The sequence below is a fragment of the Streptomyces sp. NPDC020422 genome (genome assembly GCF_044386705.1).
Classification (GTDB): domain Bacteria; phylum Actinomycetota; class Actinomycetes; order Streptomycetales; family Streptomycetaceae; genus Streptomyces.
Genome location: NZ_JBIRVJ010000011.1, coordinates 180,965 through 205,842 on the forward strand (window position 1 = coordinate 180,965; position 24,878 = coordinate 205,842).

Annotated in this window: 14 protein-coding genes; 1 reads left to right on the forward strand and 13 read right to left on the reverse strand. The window is 75.5% G+C overall.

Annotated features, from left to right (window positions below; all coding sequences use genetic code 11):
• Nucleotides 1-33 precede the first annotated feature (33 nt).
• The 13 genes from ACH414_RS28545 to mmuM form a co-directional block, all read right to left on the reverse strand.
• Nucleotides 34-2,025 (reverse strand): hypothetical protein, encoded by a 1,992-nt coding sequence (locus tag ACH414_RS28545; protein ID WP_398943911.1) that lies wholly within the window; start codon nt 2,023-2,025, stop codon nt 34-36.
• Nucleotides 2,025-4,148, reverse strand: coding sequence for a hypothetical protein (locus tag ACH414_RS28550; protein WP_386567309.1), 2,124 nt, complete (start codon nt 4,146-4,148; stop codon nt 2,025-2,027). The genes ACH414_RS28545 and ACH414_RS28550 overlap by 1 nt, the downstream gene beginning before the upstream one ends.
• Nucleotides 4,145-6,787 carry a hypothetical protein gene (locus tag ACH414_RS28555; RefSeq protein WP_391770021.1) on the reverse strand — a complete coding sequence of 881 codons (2,643 nt, stop codon included), beginning with the start codon at nt 6,785-6,787 and terminating at the stop codon, nt 4,145-4,147. Before ACH414_RS28555 ends, ACH414_RS28550 begins: the two co-directional genes overlap by 4 nt.
• Entirely contained in the window at nt 6,784-10,176 is a 3,393-nt protein-coding gene (locus ACH414_RS28560; protein ID WP_398943912.1) for a tubulin-like doman-containing protein, read from the reverse strand. Before ACH414_RS28560 ends, ACH414_RS28555 begins: the two co-directional genes overlap by 4 nt.
• A gap of 61 nt (nt 10,177-10,237) precedes the next feature.
• Nucleotides 10,238-12,727: a VWA domain-containing protein gene (locus tag ACH414_RS28565; protein WP_398943914.1), complete on the reverse strand. Its 2,490-nt coding sequence runs from the start codon at nt 12,725-12,727 to the stop codon at nt 10,238-10,240.
• Between the two features lie 7 nt (nt 12,728-12,734).
• A complete protein-coding gene (locus ACH414_RS28570; RefSeq protein WP_382545585.1) occupies nt 12,735-13,262 on the reverse strand; it encodes a Pycsar system effector family protein in 528 nt (175 codons plus the stop codon).
• Nucleotides 13,259-14,848, reverse strand: a complete 1,590-nt coding sequence (locus ACH414_RS28575) for a hypothetical protein (RefSeq protein WP_398943917.1) — start codon at nt 14,846-14,848, stop codon at nt 13,259-13,261. The genes ACH414_RS28570 and ACH414_RS28575 overlap by 4 nt, the downstream gene beginning before the upstream one ends.
• Nucleotides 14,845-17,208, reverse strand: coding sequence for a hypothetical protein (locus ACH414_RS28580; protein WP_382545580.1), 2,364 nt, complete (start codon nt 17,206-17,208; stop codon nt 14,845-14,847). Before ACH414_RS28580 ends, ACH414_RS28575 begins: the two co-directional genes overlap by 4 nt.
• Entirely contained in the window at nt 17,205-18,032 is an 828-nt protein-coding gene (locus ACH414_RS28585; RefSeq protein WP_382545577.1) for a hypothetical protein, read from the reverse strand. The genes ACH414_RS28580 and ACH414_RS28585 overlap by 4 nt, the downstream gene beginning before the upstream one ends.
• Before the next feature lie 86 nt (nt 18,033-18,118).
• Complete coding sequence (locus ACH414_RS28590) at nt 18,119-18,844, reverse strand: Crp/Fnr family transcriptional regulator (protein ID WP_386567295.1); 726 nt, start codon at nt 18,842-18,844, stop codon at nt 18,119-18,121.
• A gap of 368 nt (nt 18,845-19,212) precedes the next feature.
• A complete protein-coding gene (locus tag ACH414_RS28595; protein WP_398943920.1) occupies nt 19,213-21,741 on the reverse strand; it encodes a polynucleotide kinase-phosphatase in 2,529 nt (842 codons plus the stop codon).
• A complete protein-coding gene (locus ACH414_RS28600) occupies nt 21,738-23,249 on the reverse strand; it encodes a 3' terminal RNA ribose 2'-O-methyltransferase Hen1 (RefSeq protein WP_398943922.1) in 1,512 nt (503 codons plus the stop codon). Before ACH414_RS28600 ends, ACH414_RS28595 begins: the two co-directional genes overlap by 4 nt.
• Before the next feature lie 56 nt (nt 23,250-23,305).
• On the reverse strand, nt 23,306-24,208 hold the full coding sequence (gene mmuM / locus ACH414_RS28605) for a homocysteine S-methyltransferase (protein ID WP_382545566.1): 903 nt from the start codon (nt 24,206-24,208) through the stop codon (nt 23,306-23,308).
• A 333-nt stretch (nt 24,209-24,541) separates the two neighbouring features.
• Here mmuM and ACH414_RS28610 point away from each other — a divergent pair, with 333 nt between their 5' ends.
• A complete protein-coding gene (locus ACH414_RS28610) occupies nt 24,542-24,835 on the forward strand; it encodes a hypothetical protein (RefSeq protein ID WP_382545563.1) in 294 nt (97 codons plus the stop codon).
• The last annotated feature ends 43 nt before the right edge of the window (nt 24,836-24,878 follow it).

Below are 24,878 nucleotides of genomic sequence, written 5' to 3' on the forward strand. Positions count from 1 at the left end.
TCCTGACGTAGCGGGACGGCTCGCGCGTGGTACTCAGCGCGTCAGGAACGACGCGAAGATGACGATGAGGAGCAGGACGAGCACCGCGCCCAGGACGGAGACGACGACCATGCCGTCCTTGGACCGCTCCTGCCGGGGCGGGGCCGGGGCCGGGGCCGGGGACGGGGGCTCGGCGGGGCGGGTCGCCACGGGTTCGGCGGGCGCCGGGGCGGCCCGCCGTGGTGGTGGCGGGTCCGGCGGGTGGTCCCGCTCGGCGGCCTTCTGGCCGCCGAGGACCAGACTGCGCAGGACGGACTCGGGCACCCCCGACCGCTCGTCCCGCACGAGCTTCAGGAACGTGCCCCGGGCGGCCGGGTGCGGACTGGTGCGGAAGCGGGCGAGCAGCTCCGCCAGGTCGGCGACCGCCCGCTCGGCGTTCCGGCCGCCGCTGCCGCCCCGGCCGGTGCCGAGCACCGGGCGCACGGCCCAGCGGTGCAGGGCGGCTGCGTCGGCGGCGCGCTCGGCCGGCTCGACGCGGTCGGCGGGGTGCGAGCGGTACACGAAGTACGCCTCGCCGAGGACGAGATCGCGCAGCTCGTGGCGGAGCGCGCGGTTCCAGGCGGGGATCCGGCGCGCGATCTCCTGGACCAGGACCGTGGCGAGACGGTACGGCAGGCGCCGGTCGCGGAGCACCGCGAGCAGGTCGGAGTCGGCCGCCTCGCGTGCGGCGGCCTGCGCCTCCCCGACGTTGGCCGCCTGGTCGAGCCGTGCGCCGAGCCCGCCTTCCTTCGGGGCCGGCCCCCTGCGCCGCCGCAGCCTGCGCCCCGGCTTCGCGGGCCCGGCCCAGGGCGAGGCGGTGGGGTCCGCCGCGGGGCGGGCGGGGCGGTCCTTGGGGAGGGGCGGTACGGGGGTGGGCGAGGGCGGCACCGACCGGGAGGGCTCGGTCCGGGGCGGATCGACCCGGGGCGCCTCCGTGCGCGGCGGCTCCGTCGGGGGCGGGTCGGTGCGGGGCGGGTCGGCGCGGGTCGGGTCGGGGCGCGGCGGCTCCGTGCGGGGCAGCTCCCGGCGGGCGGGCTCCGTCGGGCTCGGCCCGGGTGGCGCCGCCGTGGTGCGGTCCTCCTCCGCCGGGCGGCGGGACACCGGGCGGGCCGGGAAGCGGCGGTCCAGCTGGGCGACGGCTGCCTGGGCCGCGGTCAGCAGCGGCGTACGAGGCGTGCTGTGGCACTGGCGGAGAGTGGCGTCCACCGCGAACTCGCGGTTGTCGCCCTCCTCCAGGCCCCGCAGGTGGTGCTCGACCAGCCGGGCCGCCACCGACTCCGCCGCGTCGCCGAGCCGTTCCAGGGGATCGGCGCGGCGGCGGTCGGTGTTGCGGGAGGCGGCGCCCGTCCAGCGGCTGACGAACACGAAGCGCAGCGCCGGGAGTTCGGCCGTGTCGTGGGTGGCGAAGGTCCAGCGGCGGTAGACGCTCCCGAAGATGCTGTGCAGCCCCCACAGGACCGGCAGCGAGGTGTCGCCCGTTTCGTCCAGGAGCGTGAAGCGGTCGTCCGGGCGGCGCAGCAACTCGGCCATGACGCCGACGAGTTCGTCCACGACGCCGGGCAGCCGCGCGTCGAGCTCCGCCTGCCCCCGGCCCACCGCCTCCAGCAGCGCCTCCTCCCACACCGTCGGCAGCGCCCCCCGCACCCGGGCGAGCGGCAGGTCGGCGCCCGACCAGGTCCAGGCGTGCAGACCCAGGCAGGTGCCGGCCCCCAGGACCTCCGGGGAGCCGACGAGGGCGTGGCAGATGGTGGACGCCCCGCCGCCGGGGTCGGTCCAGGGCAGGCGGCGGATCAGCACCGCCTCGCCGCCGCGGCGCTGCAGCCGGATCAGCGCGGGCCTGGTCTCGTCCCCGCTGGCCCGCAGCAGCGCTCCGGCGCCCTGGAACAACCCCTCCGCGTCCTCGCGCGCACCCGACCAGGCGACGGGGCCGAACCCGGTCGTGCCGGAGACGTTCTCGCTGTCCCAGCGGAAGACGATCTGGTCGATCTCGTCGGGGTTTCGCTCCATCAGCCTCTCCCTCGAAGCAGCCCGCACGCGGCGAACACGGACAGCAGCGGCGCCAGGACCCGCCGCGGCCTGGCCCCGTGCGGAAAGCGGTCGCCCCGTGCCTGGCCGCCGGTGGCGGCCACGAAGTGCAGGGTGCAGTGCGCGTGGTCGTCGAAGGGGCGGAGCCAGGCCGGGCTGGCGTGGTGGTACAGGAAGGCGTAGGCGTCCCGGCTCTCCGCCCGCTCCTGACCCTCGTCGTACCGCTCGGGCAGCGCCCGCCCGAGCCACCGGTCGACGGCCGGTTCGAAGCGCATCAGGTCGCTCTTGTTGAGGGCGATCGCGGCCGGCGCGGGGACGAACCCGTCCCGCCGCTCCAGCCGGTTGAGGACGGTGGTGAACGCCTCGTCGCCGAGGTCGCGGCGCGGCAGCCCGTACCGCTCGCGCGCGGGGTCGAGCGACGTCATGCGCAGGGCGCGCAGCGGGTCGACGACGAACACGAAGGCGTCCACGCCCATCAGGAAGCGGGTCACCTCGCCGTCCTGGACGAGGTCCTCGCCCGCGAGGTCGAAGAAGACCACCGGGCGCGGGGTGCGGCCGGGCGCGGCGACGAGCAGGCCGTCGGAGAAGTGGGCGAAGGACTGCTGCCCGGTCCGGCCGAGCTGCCGCCCCTGCTGCAGGTTCTGCACCCGTTCGCGCAGATAGGCGCGGTGCGCGTCGGGGTTGAGGGGCAGCGCCTTCAGACCGTACGGCTCCAGGCCGCCGAGTTCCACCTCACCGAGCATCGCGGCCATCAGATGGGTCTTGCCGACGGCGGAGCTGCCGACGAAGGCGATGGACAGCGGCTCGCCGTTGGTGAGGTACGGGACGGGCAGCTCGTGCGCCTCGTCCCCGTCGGCGGGGTGCGGGCACAGGTGGTACGCGCTGCGCAGGGCGTCCCTGATGTGGGCCTGGCTGAGGTCTCTGCTGAGGACCAGCGGGTTGCGGTTGCCCTTGTTGTCGATGGTGACGAGCAGGTTCTCGTCGTAGTGGACGATCCGCAGGCAGTACGGGCACATCCGCCCGGGTGGTCCCGGCGGTTCCGGCGGTTCCGCGCGGTCCGGCGGGTAGGGCGGCGTCCGGTCCTGCTCCTCGCGGAGGAACCGGGGGAAGCGGCGGCGCGGCGGCGCCGGTTCGCGCGGTGCGCGCGCCTGCTCCCCGTACTCCCGCGCCTCCCTCAAGGAGGCCTGCTTGCGGGCGACTTCGGCGTCGTAGCGCTCCCGGCCGCGGTCGAGCGGGTCGGCGTCGTCGACGGACCGGGCCAGCGGGTCGGGCATCCGGAGCAGTCGCAGCAGCGCGGCGGGGGACGGCCGGGCGTCCGCGGCAGCGGCGAACAGGCCGCTCTGCGCGAGCGCGGTGAGCCGCCGGTACTCGCCGAGGTCGGCGGGCGGGCCGTCGGCGCGGTCGGTCACCCCGGGCGGGCCCGGGTGGCCGGAGGACAGGTAGTAGGCGATCCGGCCGAGCGACCACAGGTCGTCGCGGGTGTCGGCGGCGCCGCGCCCCCCGCGCTGCTCGGGCGAGGCCCAGGGGGCGCTGCCGAAGGACTCGCGCGGCTCGCCCGCGCGCAGCGCCGCGTAGGGCTCGGACAGCCGGATGTGGCCGCCGCCCCAGCGGACGGTCTCGGGGGCGATGGCCCGGTGCACGAGTCCCGCCTCGCCGAGCAGGCGTACGGCGACGGCGAGCTGGCCGACTATCTTCACCTGCTCCTCGCCGCCGAGGCGGGGCAGGCAGTCGGCGAGCGGGGTGCCGGGAGAGGCGCGGTAGAGCACGAAGGGCTCGGCGCAGTCGAGGTCGAAGCCGATGATCCGGGTGAAGAGCTCGGCGAACTTCTCCCCTCCGTAACGCCGTTCGACCGCTATGGCCGCGGCGACCTCCCGTTCGAGCAGGGCGTACGCGCGGGGGTCGCCCTGCGCGGCGCGCGGCAGCCGGTACTGGACGACCGGCCAGCCGGCGCTCATGGTGAGGTGCCGCATCGTCAGGCCGGCCCGGCCGGGCGCCCTGCGCTCCTCCCCCGGGTGCACGGCGACCCGGATCGACTCCTCCTGGTGGGTGAGGAACTCCAGCTCCTCCTGGGGCCCCTGGCCCGGTGCGGACTCCGCCTCCGTCATGGCGCTCCGCCCTCCTCTTCCCTCACGGTGCGCACGACGTCCTTGCGCAGCGGCACGAGACGCAGGACGCCCGCGTGCCGGCCGGAGTCCGTCCACACCACGTCCTCGACGGCGCCCCACCAGATGTCGTCGCCGGTCGCCCCGCGCCGCATGGTCTCGGGCACGAACCGCACCCGTCGTGCGGTGCGCTCGTGCGAGAGCAGCCGCAGGTGCTCGGGCCCGCACAGCGGGACGGTGAGCCGCGGGTCGTCGTCGGCGGCGATCAGCCGGGCCACCGCGTCCGGGGAGACCCCCGTGAGCCGGGCAGCGTCGGGCCGGTCGCCCCGTTCGCGGCCGGGCGGCGGGGAGGCGGCGGCGTCGCGCTCCAGGCGGGTCCTGGTCTCGTCGAGCAGCGCGTTCATCGGCTCGTCGAGCGGGACCCGGCCCGCGTTGCCGGGATCGCGCTCGATCCCCGCCCAGCAGGTGTCGAGCAGGGCCACGACCCCGTCGAAGAGATCACCGGAAAGCGTGTCGACGAGCGCCGGGCCGCCGTCGCCGTAGCGCCGTTCCAGCCACTTGGGGGCGGGGGCCTCCGCCGGAGCCTGCGCGGCGGGGGCGGGCGCGCCGCGGCGCGGGGTGGCGCCTGCGGGATGGGGGCCCGGGCCGTGGGGGCCGGGGGCGCGGGGGCCCGGGGCGGCCCTCGTGTCGCCCGACCACGTGTCGCCGGTCGCCGTGTCGTCCGACCACATGGGGCCGGACCACGTGTCGCCGGAGGACCCGGTTCCGGCCCAGGACTCGCCGGAGGCTCCGCCGCCCGCGGGCGTGCCGGCGGCCGACGCGCCACCGGCCGGGCTGCCGCCCGCCCAGGAGCCGTAGTCGCCGTCGTCGTCCGCGTCGTCCCAGTCCCAGCCGTTCTGCTCGGCCCGCCGGGGCGGCGGCACCGTGCCGCCCGCCTCCCTGGTGCGCGGCGCACCCGCGTACGGGGACGGGTCCGCCTGCCCGCCGGACGCCTCCGCGGTCGCCGCCAGGCCCTTCAGGAGCCGGGCGACCGCGCCGGCACCGTCCGAGCAGTGGTGGCGCACGTCGGCGAAGAGCCAGTCGTGGACGGCGGTGGTGACGAGCAGGGCCTGGATCTCCTTCAGGATCCGGCCCGCGCCCTCGGGATCCGCCCGGTCCCACCAGTCGTCCACGCCCCGGGTCCAGTCGCGCAGCGCGAGCAGCAGCACGACGGTGACGGCGAGGGCGAAGGCCAGGGCGCCGACCCAGAGCGGCAGGGCGAGGTAGGAGCCGGCCCCCGCGCCGGCGAGGCCGCCGACGAGGCCGCCGAAGAGGCGGGGACCCGAGCCCGTACTGGCCCCGCCGTCGAGGCGTCCGTCGGGCGAGCGGTTGGGGCGGCGGCGCAGCATGAGCAGGGCCAGGGAGGCGGCGAGCACGCCCACGGCGGGACCGAGCACCCAGCCGGCGCCCGCCCACAACCCTCCCAGGGCGGCGAGCACACCGGTCACCAGGGCGGCGAGCGGCCGCGAGCCGCCGGCGAGGAAGGGGTACTGCGCGGTCAGCCGGTCCATCTGCACGGGGCCGCAGATCGCGTCGAGCCGGGCGAGCCGGGCGGCGCTGCCGGCCGGCGCGGTGCGGGCCGCGAGGGCAGTGAGCCGGGCGGCGACCGAGCGCAGCGGCAGCCGGCGGCCGATCAGCTCGTGGGTGTGGTCGCGCAGCGCCGGCACGATGCCGGTGCGGGTGATCTCCCGCGGCATCTCCGGGAGTTGGACGCCCCGGTCGCGCAGCAGACCGCGCTCCTCGACGGTCGGCCGGGTGCTGCCGGCGATGGCGAAGGTGTCGGCGACGGTGGTCCGGAACCGGGCGAGGGCCTGACCGAGGTGTTCGATGCCGCCCGGCAGGTCGGTGTCGCGGCCCGCCGGGCCGAACAGGCCCGCCGGGCCGCGCACCCGGGCGTGGTCCTCGATCACCTCGTCGAGGGCGTCCTCGCAGGCGCTCAGCTGGGACCCGGCCCGCCCGTTGCCGGGCAGCCAGGCGTGCCCGGCGAGCGAGCGCGGCACCGACTCGTCCAGCAGCAGGGCGAGTTCGCCCGGGACCTGGCCGATGGAGGCGGGCGTGGGGACGTCCGGTCCGGTGAGCGCCTCCAGCGCCTGCCGCCAGGCCCGCTCCCGGGCCTCGTCGGTCAGGTCGTGCTCCAGGACGCGCACGGAGGGGACGGCGACGCCGTACACGATCCGGCCGAGGCGGCCGAGCACGGCGTCGAAGACCTCGGGGGTGGCCAGCACGTCCACGAGCGGCCGCAGGGCGCCCGCGCCGGCGCCCCGGAAGTCGTCGAGCAGCCACAGCACCCCGGCGGCGGGCGGCCCCAGGGTGAGGGACCGGCGCAGGGTCCGTTCCCCCGGCGCGCCGATGGCCAGGCAGACGATCTGCGCGGGGCCGTAGGAGGACAGGCGCTCGTAGAGGAGCTGGTGGGCGACGAGCCGGTCGGCGTCGTCGACGACGAGGAAGCGCCGTTCACCGTCGGGCTGGGGCGTGTCGAGCGCCCGGTGGACGGCCGCTTCGGCGTCGGCGTCGGCGTGCCGGGGGGCGTACGCGCCGGCCCGCAGGTCGACCAGGACGGCGTGCCCCGGCACCGGCTGGTCCAGGGTGGTGCGGTTCTTCACTCCTCCTCACCGTCCAGGTCCCAGGGGTAGCCGCCCTCCTCGGGCTCGGGCCGGCGCGAGGGTGCGGACCCGGCGCCCGGCTCGGATTCCCCGTACCGTCGCCGGCCGCCGTCCGCGTAGCCGTCGGCATCCCCGTGCCCGTCGGCACTCCCGTACCCGTCGGCACTCCCGTACCGATCGCCGTCCGCATACCGGTCGGACGCCGGCGGATCGGAGGCCCGGGGCGCCCGGAGGCCCCGCGGTGCCGGCGGCTCGGGGGCCCGGCCCGGTGCGTGGCGCTCGAACAGGGCCCGCAGGTTGGGCCGGGTGGCCCGGCCCGCCCCGGAGAAGCGCATGTCGAGCGCGCCCGGGTAGGTCACCGTCCAGAAGTGCCGCAGCGGCGCCAGCCATTCGGCGTCCTCGAACCCGTACTCCGCGGCCAGCTCCTCGAGGAGGACCAGCTGGCGCGGGGCGACCTCCTCCACGAAGTGGACGAAGAGCGGGGCGGGGCCCGCCGGGGTGTGGGCGAGGCCCTTGGGCAGGGCGCGCATGAGCCGCTCGCAGAACTCCTCGATGATCTGCCCCTCGTCGAGCAGCGCCCACCGCTCGTAGGCGCGCAGCAGCCCGGCCCAGCTGGACAGGGAGCCGTCGAAGCCCTCCAGGCGCAGCGACATGGTCGCGGACTCGCCTTCCTGGAGGCGGATGCGGACCAGGTCGGGCGAGTCGGGGTGGCCCTCGACTTGGATGTGTCCGTTCCACATGGCGTTCAGCAGGCGGTGCAGGATCCGCTGCCGGTCGTCCTCGGTGGAGACCAGCCAGTCGTCCTGGTAGCCGAGGCGCTGGCGCCAGTGCAGGAAGTCGTCCTGGCCCGCCGAGTCGCGTGCCTCGGCCCAGAGGTTGAGGACGCCGCGGACCTCGGAGATGTCCGTGAGGTTCATTCCGCTGCGGAAGAGGACGACGGTGATGGAGTCGGTGTCGACCGCCCGGTACTCCTGGGTGGCGCGCGGCGGCAGGTTGAGCTCCTGTCGCAGGTACTCCATGGCCCGGCTGTCGGACTCGCTCGCCGGGTGGACGATGAGGATCTTCAGCGGGCCGCCGCCGTCCGGGGTGAAGCCGACCGGGAGCAGTCCGGCGAGCGCCGAGCGGAACTGCCCGAGCCAGCGGGCGTCCACCCGGGACTCGGCGGACTCGTCGCCGGCCGCGGCGCGCAGCAGCAGTTCCATCGAGGGCAGCAGCGGGCGGTCGAAGCGGTCGTCGTTGGCCTCGCCGAACAGGCGCTTGACCCGCCGCTCGACGACCTGCTTGATCTCCTTGACGGCGGCGCCGGGCGAGCGGCGCACGGCGTCGAGGGCGCGGCGCCAGTCCTCGGGCCGGATCAGGCGTTCGAGCAGCCCGGCGGCGTCGGTGTTCTCCGGCAGGGCCTCGCTCTGGACGAGCCGGTCGAGCACGTCGTCGTAGAACGCGCGCAGGCTGTTCTGCGGCGGCAGCAGATAGGAGATGCCGGTGCGGTCGTCGCGGTAGAGCTCGCGCCGGCGGTCGGCGAACTGCTTGCCCTCGTCCTGCTCGTGGGCGCGCAGCACCTTGGCGAGCTCGCCGAGCTCGCCGAGGATCCGCAGCAGCGGGGGGCGCCACTGGGAGTCGCCGGCCTTCCAGGCCCGGTGCCACAGGGCGCGGGCCCGCCACTGGTACCAGGCCTCCTGGCGGGCGAGCGCCTCCTGCACGTCGGGGTCGCTCCAGCGGGCCGGGACGAGGCCGCCGGCGCTGCGCCTGATGTGCGGGATGACGGGCGCGGAGACCTGGATGTCCGGGGGCCGTTCGGGATCGTTGCGCCGGTTGTCGAGCATGCCGGTGAAGCCGACGGCGGCGACCCGGTCGGGGTGTCCCGGCAGTCCGTTGAGGATCGCCTCCAGGCGGAACGGGCTGATGACGCCGAGCAGTTCGCGGGCCGCGGTGCCGGGTTTGAAGTCCTCGGTGAGCCGGGGGACCTCGCGGGCGAGCTCGGCCTCCAGGCGGCGCAGCGAGTCCTCCATGTCGCCGAGCCGGTCGCGCAGGGCCTGGGTGATGGCCCGGCTGCCCTTGGGGAGCTGCTCGGGTGCGGGCACGTCGGGTGCCTCGCGGGTCCACAGGCGCCCGATGCCGGAGCGGTTGAACATCTCCTGGACGAGCTCCCTGTCCTCGCGGCCGCCGCGCCGCGCCCTCTCGCCGAGGCCGCGGACGGCCTGGGCGAGCAGCCGGGCGGCGACGATCTCTGCGAGGTCGTCGACGGGCACGGTCAGGGAGGCGGCGAGGCTGGTGGACATGCCGCGGTAGCCGATGCCGGTGCGGGCGGGGGTGGACCGCTCGACGCTCTTGTTGATGAAGCTGGCGGCGAAGGACTGGTAGTCGTCCTCGGCGCGGCTCGCGGCGCCGCTGTCCTCGCTGAGCTCGGTGCCGATGAGGGACATGACCATGGCGGTGATGGAGCGGCGCAGGTCCTCGGTGCCGATGACGGCCGGCTTGGAGAAGAGGAAGGCGGTCTGCACGGTGGAGGGGCGCAGCGCGACCACCCCGTCGCCGGGGTAGTGGACGCTGATCCGGCCGCGCTGTTCGACGTCGCCGACCTCGTCGAGGGCGTCGGGCACGTTCTGGTCGTCGACGAGCCGGGAGATGTCCACGAGGGCGCGGGCGGAGTTGAGTTCGGCCTCGCGTCCGCCGCCCGCCTCGGGCGGGAAGGCCGAGGGCATGACGACCAGCGGGTAGATCTTGACGCCGGGGACCTTGGAGCGGCGGAACTCGTGCCCGATGAGATGGATGAAGTCGTAGAAGATCCCGGCGCCGGTGCCGCCGGCGACGGAGAAGGCGACGAAGACGTCGCAGCCGCGGATCCGGCCGCCGCCGACCCGCTGGAGGTCGCCGGCCGAGTTGCCGATGGCGCCGATGGCCTCGCGCAGTTGCCGCAGGACGGGTTCGAGGCCGGAGCGCATGGTCGCGAAGAGGGCGGCGCGGCCGACGGTGGGGAGCTGCCCCGCGCCGTTGTGCAGGGGCGCCACGCGGGGCTGGCGGGCCTGCGGCGGGAGCCAGAGCCGGGTCTCCTCGTGCAGGGCGACCCGCAGCATGCGGGTGACCTCGGGGGAGGAGTCGTAGTCGGTGGGCAGGAGGTCGCGGACCATGCGGGAGGTACGGGCGTAGGCGGCGCCCTCGGCCCCCTTGGCGCGGAACTGCGGCTGGCGCAGCAGCTCGGCCTCGCTGAAGTCGGCGTACACGAACTGCAGGCAGTCGGGCAGCTGGAAGGGCAGCCGCCTGCCTCCGTCGACGAGTTCGGTGCCGTCGGGCCCGCACAGCTCGCGGCGCAGGCTGCGTTCCAGCTCGCTGCCGATGCGTCCGCCGGTGCCGCCGAGCCCGACGAACAGCATGGGCTGGTAGATCTTCATGTCTTCTCCCTGAAGGACCCTGAGGACCCCGTGGTTCGGTCGGTGGTGTCGCTGGGGCGGGTCAGAAGTCCCGGTTCCAGGTGCCGCTGGTGCCGGTGTCGGTGTCGGGCGCGGGTCCGGGCGGCCAGGTGGTGTCCCCGGCGCCCGCTCCCCCGTCGGCGCCGCCGGCACCGGGGCGCCTGCGGGTGCGGGTGCCGGCGCCGCCGCGGCGGGCCCGGGGGATGGCGGAGAGGCGGGCGCGTGCGGTGCGGGCGGGGGTGCGGGTGCCCTGCACGACGAGTTCGCAGTCGTCGACGGCGACGGGCTCCCCCGGCCGTACGGGCTCCTCGCGGCCCCGGTGCAGCCGCAGCAGCAGCTCACCCGAGCCGTTCCTGCGCAGCCGGTGGGCGGCGGCGGCACTGCCGCGGGTCCGGCGCAGGGTGGGGGCGGCGCCGCGCACCTCGTCGACGGTGAAGAGGTACTCGCCGCCCGCGCTCTGCCCGGGGCGGATGGTGAGGTTGTCGAGGACCCTTCCGTCCCTGCGGAGTTCGAGCCGGGTGCCGGCGAGGTCGCGGCGGCGGCGCCGGGCCGCGAGCCGGACCCCGGCGACGGCCGCGAGGAGCGCGAGCAGGACCGCGCCGCCGATGACGTACCTCAGCCACTTGTCCCACCAGGTGGGCCACGGGGTGACCTCGACCTCCAGGAAGGCGGTGTCGAGTGGCCGGCCGGGGTCGGCGGTGTCCACGACGGCCACCTGGCCGGCGAGTTCGCCGAGCGGGGTGCCCTTGCCGACCGTGACGGTGAAGGGCACGTTGGTACGTCGGCCCGGCGGTGCGACGACCGTCGCCGGGGAGATCCCGAGCTCCGCCGTGCCGGGCTTGCCGCTCGCCGCGCCGTCGGCCGCGGCCCCCTCGGCCGCCGCGCCGTCGGCCGCCGGTCCCGCGGTCTGCGTGCCGTCGCCCAGGCTGAGGCGCAGGGTGTGCGGGCCGGTGCCGTTGTTGGTGACCGACAGGGTGCCGTGCACCTGCTGGCCGGGGTGGACGGTCACGCGGTCCACGGAGAGTCCGGCGGTGACGTCCGGCGTGCCGACGGTGGTCACCGTGTGGAACGGGCGCTCGTCGGAGGTGACGCCCGGCGCGGACATCCGGGCGACGAGCTTCAGACGCCCGGCGGCGGTGCCCGGGACGGTGAGCGTGCCGGTGAACCGGACGTCCCCGGCCGTGCGGTCGGGGGCCCTGCCGTCGTCGGCGAGGCGCGCGGTCAGCGGCGCGAAGCCGTCGCCGGTCAGCTCCACGGCGACCCCGATCCCCGCCAGCTGGCGCGGGTCGGTGATGACGACCCCGCGTCGGGTCTGCATCCGCACCTCGACGACGGTCCGCTGGCCGGCCCGTGGGGCGGCCGGGTCGAGGGTGAGGACGGAGCGCAGCCGGCCCTGCCAGATGGCCCGGACGGCGACCTCGCGGTCGCGGTGCCCCTCGGGCGCCTCGATGTGGACGCGCCAGCGGCCCGGCAGCGGGTTCTTCACCCGCAGCGCCTCCACGGGCCCGTCCTCGCCGCTGACCTCGAAGGAGGAGTCCTCGAACTCCCCGTGGGTGGGCACCTTGCGGCCGGCCGGGTCGAAGTAGGTGACGCGCACCTTCGGGTCGTGCTTGCTGACGGTGAGGGAGCCGTCGGTGGCGATGGGCGGGATGGTGACGAACAGGTCGGCGGGCGGCCTGCCGACGGTGCCCTCGGCGACCCGGGCGCAGCGGGCGGCGGCGAAGGTCTCCTGGAGCGCCTTGTCGATCTCGGCGGAGGAGCCGGCCTCCCGCATCCGGGGCATGGAGCCGGGCACGTCGGAGCAGGCGCCCCGGTAGCCGCTCTCGGCCATCGCGGTGAGCGCGGCCCGGTCGATGCCCTTGCCGAAGCCGAGCGGCCAGATCTGGACGCCGGCGGCGCGGGCGCGGGCGAGTTCCTCGTCGAGCCGCTTGGCGCCGTTGGCCTGGCGGCTGGCCGGGTCGGTGCCGTACTCGGGGCTGTCGCCGACGTCGAGCTTCCCGTCGGTGAGGAGGAAGACCACCTTGGGCGTGCGCGGGGCCTTCGGGTCCGCCGTCGCGGCGGCGCCGTCCTCGGTGAGCCGGGAGACGGCCTGGCGGATCGCCGCGGGGAAGTCGGTGCCGGGGCCCATCAGGGCGCTGTCGCGCCGGGAGAGCCCCTGGACGCAGTCGCTGAGGTGCCGGCGGCCGGCCTCGTCCACGGTGGTGAGCGGACACACGTCGCGCACCGGTGCCTGTCCGGCCTTCTCCGAGCTGCCGAAGCCGATGACGGTGGCGCGGGACCGGTCGGATATCTCGCCCTGGCTGAGCAGGGCGGCGGCCTCGGTCTCGCGGACCAGGTCCTCGTCGGCGAGGCTCGCCGACTGGTCGACCACGACGGCGAAGTCGATCGGGTCGGGCCCGTCGGCGGCGCCGGAGGCCGTCGTCAGGGGCACGGCCGCGCCCGGCGCCGCGGCGGCGGGGCCGCCGAACGGGCCGGACAGGGCGAGCAGCGCCCCGGCGAGGAGCAGGACGCCCCTCGGGTGTCTCCAGTGCATGGTCAACTCACCACAGTTCGCTGAGGAGGGCCAGGAGGGCGCCGAGCACGAGGGACGCGACACCGAGCCGTAGCCATCGGTACTTGGCGGCGAGCACCACCCCGTGGACGCTCGCCTGTTCGAGGAGCCAGCCGGTGACGTCCGTGCCGGAGCCCTGGAGACGGGCCCGCAGGGCGCCGGCGGTGGTGCCGGCCGTGAGCTCGCGCAGCAGGGTGCGCTCGGCTCCGAAGCGCGTGCGCGGCAGGACGACGGAGACCAGCATCAGGACGCCCGCGGTCCACAGCAGGCCGGCCGCGACCAGCAGGGCGAGCCCGGTGCCGGCCGGCACCGGGCCGCGGTCGCGGGAGAAGACGACCGCGAGGAAGGCGAGCGCCCCGGACAGCAGGATCGCCGCCTTGGTGTCCGCCCTGCCGATGTCCTCGCGGACGGTCGTCAGCAGCTGCTCGGCCATCCCGCGCAGCTCGGCGGGGCCGGGCCCGGCGCCCGGGGCGGGGCCCGTGTCCGGCACGGCGCCCGGGGGCGGGGCGGCGGTCATTCGTCGTCCCAGTCGTCGAAGTCCGCGCTCGGGCGGGCGGGCCGGGGGCCGGGGCGCGAGGAGTCGCGGGCGTCATAAGCGTCGCGGGAGTCGCGGGGGTCGTAAGCGTCGCGGGCGTCGTAAGCGTCGCGGGCGTCGTAAGCGTCGCGGGCGTCGTAGGTGTCGCGGGCGTCGTAGGTGTCGTGGCCGTCGTCGCGGCTCTTGCCGTCCCGGCCGTTCTCCCGGGCGTCGTCGTTGCGGTCCCAGCCGGGGCTGCCGCTCTCGTCCCAGTCGGGGCTGCCGCTCTCGTCCCGGTCGCGGTCCGGGCCCCGACCGCGGCCCCGGCCCCGGTCGCCGCCGCGGCCCCGGTCACGGTCACGGCCGCCGTCGCGGTCGCGGTCGCCGTCGCGGTCCCGTTCGAACGACGCCTGGACGCGGGTGGGTTCGTACACGCGCGGGTCCGGCGGGGCCTGCGGCGCCTCGTCCTCCTCCCAGTTGGGCGCGGTCGGCTCCGGGCCCGCGGCCCGCTCCAGGGCCCGGCGGCCGGGCGCCCGGCCGGTGTCGAGGACCCGCTCGGCGACGCCGCCGAGGATCGTGCCCGTGCTGCTGCGCAGGTGCTGGAGGATCTGGTACGCCTGCTCGTCGACCTCGTGGCGTTCGAGCACCCCGGAGTCCAGGAGCCGGTTGAAGACGGCGAGCAGGTCGGCCTGGCCCTCCCGCTTCTCGCGCTGGAGCTGGGTGCGGATCTCCCACTCGTGGTCGGGGTTCTTGGCCATGTGGTGGGCGATCTGCGCGAGGTCGCCGCGCCGGAACATCGCCTCCAGGTCCGCGGCCCGCGCGGCGATCCGCCGGCGCTCCCACTCCTCCTTGCGCAGCTCGGCCTCGGCCTCGCGCGCGTCGGCGCGGCTGGTCACCTCGACCGTGTCCGCGCGGGCGACCTCCTTGCGGATCTGCTCGTCCAGGTCGAAGAACACGTAGACCTGGGTGCGCAGGCCGATCTCCCGGCCGAGCACGAGCCGTCCGGTGCCCAGCTCGTCGCGCACGGCCTCGTCGGCCCGCTGGGCCTCGGTGAGCCGGAAGCGGCGGGAGAGCGAGCGCAGTCCGTCGAGCAGGTCGTCGTGGAGCAGCTCGGCGACGTTCCACACCTGCTCCTTCACCACGCGGTACGGATCCTCGACGGTCCATTTGACCCGGACCCGCACGTTGAAGGAGGCCCCGTCGCCGGCGGCCGGCAGCTTGAGGGAGAACTCGGTGACGTTCTGGCCGAGTTGCACCTCGAAGACGGTGTACGGGGCGCGCAGCAGGGGTTTGTCGTTGTCCTCGTGCCGGTCGGGCCAGACGATCCGGTGTCCGCCGTTGCGGTAGAGCAGGACGGCGGCGATGAGACCGCTGGTGCGCCGGTACGGGGGCGGGACCTCGCGGATCAGCGGCCCGAGCGGCCCCTTGGCTCCCTTGCCGGACGCCCGGCCGGCCCCGTTCTGGCCGCCCGCTCCGGCCCGCTGCCGGGCCTGGTTCGAGGTGCCCTGCCGCTGTCCGCCCTGGTCGCGTCCGCCCTGTGCCCGGCCCGGGGCCGCACCCTGGGCTCCGCCCTGTTCGGGACCGCTCATCGCTTCGCTCCTTCCGCGACGGCGTCCCACATGCGACGCGCCGCGCTCTTGTCCAGGGGTCGGTCCCGGTCCCGTACGAGCTCGTTGAGCAGGCCGCGGAGCCGGTCGCGGTCCCGGCGCTCGACGGCGAGCAGCGGCAGCAGCCCGCAGACGAGCCCGAGGGCCGTCCCGTCCTTGGCGGCGCGGCGCAGCAGGCTGCCGAGGCCGTCGAGCGCGGCCTCGCCGGCGCGCGCGGTGTTCAGGGTGCGGCGCAGCAGGGCGCCGAGCGCGGGCCCGAGGTCCGGCCGGGTGGCGAGCAGCGCGACGAGGAGGGGGCGGCTCGCGTGCTCGTCGAGTTCGGGCACGTCGCGCAGGCCCCACAGGTGGGTCGTGCGGGTGGTCAGGGTCGTGATCACGGTGATGTGCACGAGGTTGGACAGGTTGAGGCGTCCGTCGGCGAGCCAGCGTTCGAGGCGTCGCAGCACCGGCTCGGGGTCGCCGGAGGCGAGCAGCCGGGCGACGCTGAAGGTGGCCGGCACGAGCAGCTCGACGTCGTCGGGCTCGTGGGTCCTCACCACCCGGGCGATGGCGTCGAGCGAGCCGCCGATGCCGCCGGCGGCCAGCACATAGCCGTGGGTGAGCAGCGCGGTCTCCATGAGCTCGGGGTCGTCGGAGGCCGCCCAGTCCTTGACGGTGGCCGCGACGGCGGGCCGGACGCGCGGGTCGCGGGCGGCCTCGGCGAGCGCGGTCGCGGCCGCCATCCGCGCGACGGGTTCCTCGCGTACGGCCAGGGGGGCGACGAGCTCGCCGTAGCCGTGGATCCAGTCCCAGGAGCAGAGCACCCCGGCCGCGATGGAGGCCCGCACCCACACCTCGGGCCGAGGGTCGTCGCACAGCGAGCGGAGCCAGCGGGCCACCGGGCCGCGGACGTTGTGGTATCCGTGCCAGACCTCGGAGAGGACCGCGGTGGCGAGTGCGTCGCCCTGGAAACGTACCGCCCGCGCGGGCACCTTCGCGGGGCCCAGGTCGAGCTCGGTGTCCTCCAGGACGGAGCGGGCGAGGACCGGGCGGTGCTCGGCGTGGGTGCCGAACAGGCGCCGTCCGGCGGGCCGGTCGGGATCGAGGGTGACGGCCAGCTCCCAGGCGAGGAGCTCGGCGGCCTCGGCCGCGATGCTGTACGCGGAGCCGTTGAAGACGGCCACGGCGATCCGGAACGCGGTGGCGTTCAGGACCGGCAGCGCCTCGGGCAGGGTGCCGGGCCGGTCGGCGCCGGCGAACCACTCGCGGGCCTGCGCCCGTACGAACGCGGCGCAGTCCTCCAGGAGTTGCTCGTCGGTGAGCTCCTCGCGCTGGCGGCGGGCCAGGTGGTCGGCGAGCCGGGCGGCCTCGCGCGGGCGGAGCTCCTCGAGGCCCAGGGCGGCGACCACGTCGGACCGGGCGGCGAGGGCGCGGGCGGCGGCCGTCGCCTCCTCGGGCTCGCCGCGCAGCAGCTGGCGCAGGTGGCGGTGGAGGACCTCCTCGGCGGGCGGCGGCGCGCAGTACGTCCCGTACCGTCCGCGCAGCAGCCGGTCGGCGAGGTCGCCGCTCTCGACGACGAGCACGCCGTAGCCGTCGACCCCGCCGAGGAGGTCGGCGAGCCGGTCGAGGTGCAGTTCGGAGAGGCGCACGGGGGGCCGCGGGGCCGGTTCGGCGCCCGCGCCGCGGGAGTGGCGGGGCTCGGCCTCGGTGCGCATGTCCTCGGCGAGGATCTCGATGAGGTGCCCGGCGGCCGGCTGGAGGTTCTCGGCGCGGATCTCGTCGGCGCCGTGCCGCGGGTCGAGCCGGAAGACCTGCCCCTTGGCGACCTCGGAGAGCAGCGCGAGCGCGGTGGTCTTGCGCCCGCTGCCCGGCTCGCCGCACAGCACCAGGACGCGGCGGGCGCGCAGCCGGTCCTTCATGCGCTGGTAGCCGGCGGTCTCGCAGTACACGTCGTCGAGGTGGTCCAGGGTCTCGCGCGGCACGGGTCCCTGGACGAAGTGGGGGCGGTCGCCGAGCCAGAAGTTGTTGTAGAGGTCCCCTTCGTGGATCGTCGCGTCCCGGCCGATGGTGGTGTGCCGGTCCCCCGCCTCGCGTACGAGGGTGCGCACGGCGGCGCGCGCGGTGCCCGCGCCGCCGGTCCCGGCCCCGCCGAGGGGACCGCGGCCGGCCCGCTCGAAGGGGTTGGCCTGGGGCTGCTCGGAGGCTTCGGCGTTCTTGTCGGCCCCCTTGTCGCCGCCCTTGTCGGCGCTCTTCTCGCTCCCCTTGTCGCCCTTGTCGCCCTTCTCGGCCCTGTCTTCGGCGGCGGGCGTCCCGCTCGGGGAGTCGGCGCCCGCGCCGCCGTGGTCGAGGTCGTCGTCGCTCACGCCGGGTCCCCCTTGCCGTGGGCCTTGCCGTCGCGCTTGCCGGCGCTCGTGTTGTCGTGGCGGATGCCGGTGAACCCGCCGTTGATCGTGGAGCCTTGGATGAGCTGCATGTCCCGCCCCGCCTTGTACGTGCGGCTGCCGCCGCCCACGGGACCCGTTCGAGGCGGTGAGCCGTCCCCCCGCGACGGCCCACCGCCGGTCTCGTCGTCACCGCCCGTGCCCGGCTCCATCGGCGGCTCCGGGCGCCGCGGCACGTGGAACCAGGCGTCCTCGTCGGTCTCCTTGGAGACCACGGCGGCCCGCCGGTAGTGCGAGGGCTCCACATAGCGGCCGCCCTCGACGACCACGTTGCGGTAGAGCCAGTCGGAGACCACGATCAGCAGGTCGACGTCCGGCGCTTCCGTCATGATCCGCTTGGCGCGGGCGCTGTCGCAGAGCCTGCAGGCCAGGTCCACGGCCCGGCCGACGAGGCCGTGCCCGTCGTCGAGGACCAGGCCCGCGTTCATGCCGACCCGCATCCTGAGCGGCCTGCGGCGGCCCGTGTTGTGCTCGCGCAGGCACTCGTAGAGGGTGTCGATCCAGCGGCCGACCATGAGGGTCGGCGGGACGTCCGGGCGCAGCGCGGCGAGGATCCCGTCGCCGCGGTCCTCCTGGTGGACGGTGCCGGGCTCGATGCCGACCGAGGCGTACGCCTCGCCGAACGCCTCGTACACGGCGGCTCTGGTCAGGCGCTTCTCGTCCATGCCGAGGCGTCCGGAGCCGACGACGTCCCCGAAGACGACGAGCCGGTGGATGGCTCCCGCGCTCGCTCCCGTACTGCTCACTCGGACTCCTCTGGCGTGGTTCCGCGGTGGTGAGTGGTGGTGACGTGACCAGCCTGGCGGCCGGCGCGCGTGGGCGATGTAGCCGTTTACACAGCCGGGGGTGGTTTGTCGGACGATTCCGCGCCGGGGCGTGTGCGCCCCTGGGCGAGGAGGGTGAGCACGGGCATGTCGACGACGACGACCGTGCGCTGGGCGGTGCGGACGACCCCCTGTTCGCGCAGCAGCCGCAGCGCCTTGGCGACGGCTTCCCGGGTGGCGCCGATGGCCGCGGCCAGATCGTGCTGGGGCAGCGGGAGTTCGAGCACGGTGCCCGAATCGGCGTGTCGGCCCGCGCGTTCGGCGAGTTCGACGAGGCGGGCGGCGAGCCGCTGGAGGACGGTCTCGGAGGCGAGCGAGCGGCGCTCCACGTCGGAGCTGCGCAGCCGGGTGGCGAGCTGCCGCATGATGAGCGAGGTGGCGTGCGGGCGGGCGGCGAGGAAGCGTCGGAAGCGGTCGCCGGATATGGCGACGGCCTCGACCCGGCCGAGCGCGGTGACGGTGGCGGAGCGCGGACCGCGGTCGACGGCGGCGAGATCGCCGACGACCTCGCCGGCGCCGCGCAGCGCGAGGATGAGCCGGGCGCCGCGCTCGGTGCCGACGGAGACCACCGCCCAGCCGGAGAGCAGGGCGAGGACGTAGGCGGAGGTGTCCCGCTCCCGGATCATGATCTCGCCGGGTTCGTAGGCGCGCGGGGCCCCCTCGGCGAGCAGGTCGCGGCGGTCGGACGCGGGGAGGGCGTGGAGGAAGGAGCGGTCCTGGCCGAAAAGACTCAACGGTCGCTCACACCCCCGCACGACTTGCGCATTCGTGTGCTTGTTCCCCACACCAAGGGGCAACCAGAGTCACATTGCTGACGCTGCGTCACGCCGTGGGGTGAAGAACGCTAGAGGGTGGCCAAGAATCGAGTCAACGCGGCCGGGGGCGATCACGAGGGGCGCAAGGGAGCGCTGTTTTCGGCGCCCTTGCGCCCCCTGTCACCACCAGGCCGCGAGCGGACCGTGACAGGGCCCGAGCCGAGGTCACGGCCGTGCGTTCGGCATATTCACCCCGGCGTGAACGGCAGCTACACCGCCACCGCCGGATGAACGGCGCGTTCCGGCTCGTACGCGCGACCGTTCACCGATCGCGCGTACGAGCTCCGTCAGAGGCGCGGGTCGACCGGCTCCGACTCCAGGGCGAGTACCGCGAAGACGGCCTCGTGCACCCGCCACAGGGGCTCCCCCTCGGCCAGCCGGTCGAGGGCCTCGAGGCCGAGCGCGTACTCGCGCAGCGCGAGCGAGCGCTTGTGGCCGAGGAAGCGGTCGCGCAGCCGCGCCAGGTTCTCCGGCCGGGTGTACTCGGGGCCGTAGACGATCCGCAGGTACTCCCGGCCGCGCACCTTCACGCCCGGCTGCACCAGCCGCCCGTCGGCGCCCCTGGCCAGGGCGGCGAGCGGCTTGACGACCATGCCCTCGCCGCCCGCCGCGGTCAGCTCCAGCCACCAGTCGACACCCGCCCGCACGGACTCCTCGTCGGCCGGGTCGACCACCAGCCGCCGGGTGACCTGGAGCAGCCCCGTCGGATCGTGCTCCACCAGCCGGTCCAGCCAGGCCAGCTGCTCGTCGTGCGGCACGCCGGCCAGCGGCCGTCCACGGGCCGCGAGCACCTGGAACGGCGCGAACCGCACACCCTCCAGGCCCTCCGTCGGCCAGCAGTAGCGCCGGTACGCCTCGGTGAACGCGCCGGCGTCCGCCGCCCGGTCCCGCTGCTTCGCGAGCAGCCCGCCGAGCCCGGACACCCCGCGCGCGACCGCCTGTTCGAGCGCCCCCAGCGCGTCGGGGAAGACCGCCCGTGCGGCGGCGCCGACCGCCGCGTACTGGGCACGCAGCAGCCCCGTCGACTTCAGCGACCAGGGCATCAGCTCGCCGTCGAGCAGCAGCCAGTCCGTGTCGAACTCGTCCCACAGCCCGGCGGCGCCGATCGCCGCCCGCAGCCGCGCCAGGACCTGCTCGGTCACCTCCTGGGCGTCGAAGAACGGGCGCCCGGTGCGGGTGTGCAGGGCGCCGGTCGGCCCGTCGACGCCGAAGCGCTCCCGGGCCGCGTCGGCGTCCCGGCAGACCAGCGCCACGGCCCGGGAGCCCATGTGCTTCTCCTCGCACACGACCCGGCCGACCTTGTCGGCCGCGTACTGGGCGAACGCCTCCGCCGGGTGCTCCAGATAGCCGTCCACCTTCGACGTCGCCGTCGGTGCCATCGTCGGCGGCAGGTAGGCGAGCAGCCGCGGGTCGACGGCGAACCGGCTCATCACCTCCAGCGCGGCGGCCGCGTTCTCCTCGCGGACGGCGACGTTGCCCAGGTGCCGGGTCTCGACGGTCCGGCGTCCGTGCACATCGGCCAGGTCCAGCGGCCGGCCCTGGTGCCCGCCGGGCGCGCCGGTCGCGAGCGGCCGGGCCGGCTCGTACCAGACCCGCTCGGCCGGTACGTCGACGAGCTCGCGCTCCGGCCAGCGCAGCGCGGTCATCCTGCCGCCGAAGACGGCGCCGGTGTCGAGGCAGATGGTGTTGTTGATCCACGAGGTGGTGGGCACGGGTGTGTGTCCGTACACCACGGTCGCCCGGCCGCGGTACTCCTCCGCCCACGGGTAGCGCACCGGAAGCCCGAACTCGTCGGTCTCGCCGGTCGTGTCCCCGTACAGGGCGTGCGAGCGCACCCGGCCCGAGGTGCGGCCGTGGTACTTCTCCGGCAGACCGGCGTGACAGACGACCAGCCTGCCCTCGTCGAGGACGTAGTGGCTGACGAGCCCGTCGATGAACGCCGACACCTCGGCGCGGAACCCCTCCGGCTCGCGCTCCAGCTGCGCGATCGTCTCGGCGAGGCCGTGGGTCTCCTGCACCTTCCGGCCGCGCAGCCAGCGGCCCAGCTTGTTCTCGTGGTTTCCGGGCACACACAGCGCGTCCCCGGCGGCCACCATGCCCATGACGCGGCGCAGCACGCCCGGGCTGTCGGGGCCGCGGTCGACCAGGTCGCCGACGAACACGGCGGTCCGGCCCTCCGGGTGGTGTCCGTCGACATAGCCGAGCTTCGCGAGCAGGGTCTCCAGCTCGGAGCGGCAGCCGTGGACGTCGCCGATGATGTCGAAGGGGCCGGTGAGGTGACGCAGGTCGTTGAACCGCTTCTCCAGGACGACCTCGGCCGCCTCCACCTCCTCGACGCCGCGCAGTACGTGCACCTTGCGGAAGCCCTCGCGCTCCAGCCCGCGCAGCGAACGGTGCAGCTCGCGGCGGTGCCGCTGGATGACGTGGCGGGGCATCCCGGCCCGGTCGGGGCGGGCCGCGTTGCGCTCGGCGCACACCGACTCGGGCACGTCGAGGACGATCGCGATGGGCAGCACGTCGTGCTCGCGGGCCAGCTGGACCAGCTGACGCCGGGCCTCGCGCTGCACGCTGGTGGCGTCGACGACGGTCAGCCGCCCGGCCGCGAGGCGCTTGCCGGCGATGTAGTGGAGGACGTCGAAGGCGTCCCTGCTGGCGCTCTGGTCGTTCTCGTCGTCGGCGACGAGACCGCGGCAGAAGTCCGAGGAGACGATCTCCGTGGGCTTGAAGTGCCGTCGGGCGAAGGTCGACTTGCCGGCACCGGTCGCACCGATCAGGACCACGAGGGACAGGTCGGTGACGGGAAGCGTGCGGGTCATGCCGCGTCCTCCTTCGGGGTCGTGTCGGTACGGGTGAAGACGGCCATCTGGGTGGGCGGGCCGACCTCGGGGTCGTCGGTCCCGACGGGGGCGAACTCGACTCCGTACCCGTAGGTGCCGGCGATGTCGGCCGCCCAGGCGCGGAACTCCTCGCGGGTCCACTCGAAACGGTGGTCGCCGTGCCGGACGTGCCCGGCGGGAAGCGTCTCCCAGCGCACGTTGTACTCGACGTTCGGCGTGGTCACGACCACGGTGCGGGGGCGGGCCGAACCGAAGACGGCGTAACCGAGCGCGGGCAGCCGCGGCAGGTCCAGATGCTCGATGACCTCGCTGAGGACGGCCGCGTCATAGCCGGTCAGCCGCTTGTCGGTGTACGTGAGGGAACCCTGGAGCAGGGTCACCCGGCCGGCCTGCCGCTCGCCCATCCGCTCCAGACGGAGCCTGCGGGCGGCGATGGCCAGAGCGCGTGCCGACACGTCGACGCCGACGATGTCGGTGAACCGCACGTCCTTGAGCAGGGCCTGCACCAACTGCCCCTGGCCGCAGCCGAGATCGAGCACCCGGGCCGCCTCGGCGGCACGCAGCGCCCCGAGGATCGCCTCGCGACGCAGCTCGGCGAGGGGCACGGACCGCTCCTCGGCACCACCGGCCTCCCCGACGGCGTCGACGGCATCGGCCGCGGTGTCGCCCTCGCCGGCACCGACGGCGTTGTCGACGTCCTCGACCTCCAGACCGTCGGCCTCGGCGAGCCGGACCATCTCCAGGCGCTCGGTCGCCTCGCGGGTCAGACCCCAACGGCGCGACAGATAACGGCTGGTGATCAGCTTCTGCTCGGGGTGCCCGGCGAGCCAGCCGTCACCGGCGCGCAGCAGCTTGTCGACCTCGTCGGGGGCGACCCAGTAGTGCTTGGCGTCGTCGAGCACGGGCAGCAGCACGTACAGCTGGTTGAGCGCGTCGGCGAGCCGCAGTTCGCCCTCCAGGACGAGCCGTACGTAGCGCGAGTCGCCCCACTCGGGGAACTCCGGGTCCAGCACGACCGGCTCCGCCGTCACCGACGTCCAGCCCAGCGGGCCGAAGAGCCGGTCGACGAGACCCGCGCCGCCGCGGGCCGGCAGCGCCGGGATCTCGATCCGCAGCGGCAGCGGCGCGGCGGCCCGCTCGGGCAGGGCGGCGCAGGCGCCGTGCAGCGCGCTCTTGAAGACCTTGGCGAGCGCGACGGCGAGCAGCGAGGACGCGGCGTACGGCCGGTCGTTCACGTACTGCGCGAGCGCGGAGTCGGGTGCACCGCCCCGGCCCTTGCCCTTGCCTCGCCGCACGAGCGCCACGGGGTCCACTTCGAGGAGCAGCGCTGCCGTGCACCGCTCCGCCGTCGCCTCGGGGTAGAGGACGTGCGCGGTGCCGTGCGCGGTCGAGAACGCCTGCGCCTTCTCGGGATGCTTGTGCAGCAGAAAGCCGAGGTCGGTCGCGGGGCGCTCGGGGGTACCGGTAGTACTGATCGTCAGGAACACCTGTCCGAGTATGGCCACGCCGCCCGTCACCGACCAGGCAATTTCCGGCGCCCGGGCTAGCCCTGGACGGTCCTGGCCAGCTCCGCGACGAGGTCGGGACCGACCCGGCAGCAGCCGCCGATGAGCCGGGCACCGGCCGTCCGCCACTGGGCGGTGGTGCCCGGGGCGAAGGTGGCGCCGCCGTGCCAGCCGCGGGCCTCGGCGTCCCACTCCTCTCCGCTGTTGGGGTAGACGACGACCGGCTTGCCGGCCGCCGCGGCGGCGATCTCCACGGCGGGCCCGACGTCGCGGGGCTCGCAGCAGTTCACCCCGACGGCGACGACCTGGTCGTTCCCTGCGGCCAGCCCGAAGGCGTCCGCCAGCGGCTGCCCGGCCCGGGTGCGCGTCCCGTCGATCGTGTACGAGAGCCAGACCGGCACCCCGCACCCCTCGACCGCCCGCAACAGCCCCTCGGCCTCGTCGGCGTCGGGCACCGTCTCCAGGGCCAGGACGTCGGGCCCGGCCTCGGCGAGGGCCTCGATCCGCGGCCGGTGGAACCGCTCGAGCTCGCCCACCGAGAGCCCGTACCGCCCCCGGTACTCGCTGCCGTCCGCGAGCATCGCCCCGTACGGGCCGACCGAGGCCGCGACCCAGATCTCCCGCTCCGGCCGCTCGCCCGCCTCCCGCGCCAGTTCCACGCTGCGCCGGAGCAGGCGCGCCGCCTCCTCCCGCCCGGTCCCGCGCCGGGCGAAGCCCTCGAAGGTGGCCTGGTAGCTGGCGGTGATCAGCACCTGCGCGCCCGCCCGTACGTAGGCCGTGTGGGCCGCCTCGATCTGCTCGGGGCCGTCGGCGAGCAGCCGTGCGGACCAGAGCGCGTCGGACAGGTCGCAGCCCTGTGCCTCGAGCTGGTTGGAGAGCCCGCCGTCCAGCACGAGCACCTGCTCGGCGAGGGCGTCGGCGAGCGAGCGGTCGGGTTTCATCGGGTCACCCCAGCTGCGTCAGGACCTGTGCGGAGATCGGTTCCGGGCACTCCGGACCCTTCTGTGCACCGTACCTGCCGCTCCTCCTTCCTCCCGCATCGCGGGTGTGCGTCAACCTCTTCGGTCAGCAGACGATCACCACCGGCCCGGGCGGGTGAATATCCGCCCCCTGGGCGGGCGGCGTCCGGCCCGGCCAGTGACCGGGGCCCGGGACCCGTCGTTGGCTCGGGCGGAGCCGGACCGCCCGGCCCGCGTGCCGGCGGCCGCTGCCGGTGCGTCGCTCTCTCTTGTGGCCCCATCCCTCACCGGAGGGGCCTGGCCGAGGAGGCCGCCATGTCCCAGGAAGCCGCGCCGGAGCGGGCCCTGCCCGAGCAGCCCGTAGCGCCTGTACAGCAGTCCGCACCGACCGCGCAGTCCGCCGCTTCCGTGCCCGAGCAGGGCGGTGGCGCGCCGAAGGGGCTGCTGCAGCAGATGGAGGAGCTCATGGCGGCCCTCACCGCCGACCTCTCGCAGCTCGACGCCGATCTGCAGTCCTCCGCCGACCGTCAGGCGAGCACGGCCGACCCGGCCGCCGGGGCCGTCGAGCCCGCCGGTCCCACGGACCACCGCGGCGGCTCCCTCGCCTGACGCCCGCGGCGGCACCCCCGGCCTCACGGCACGGCCGGGGCGT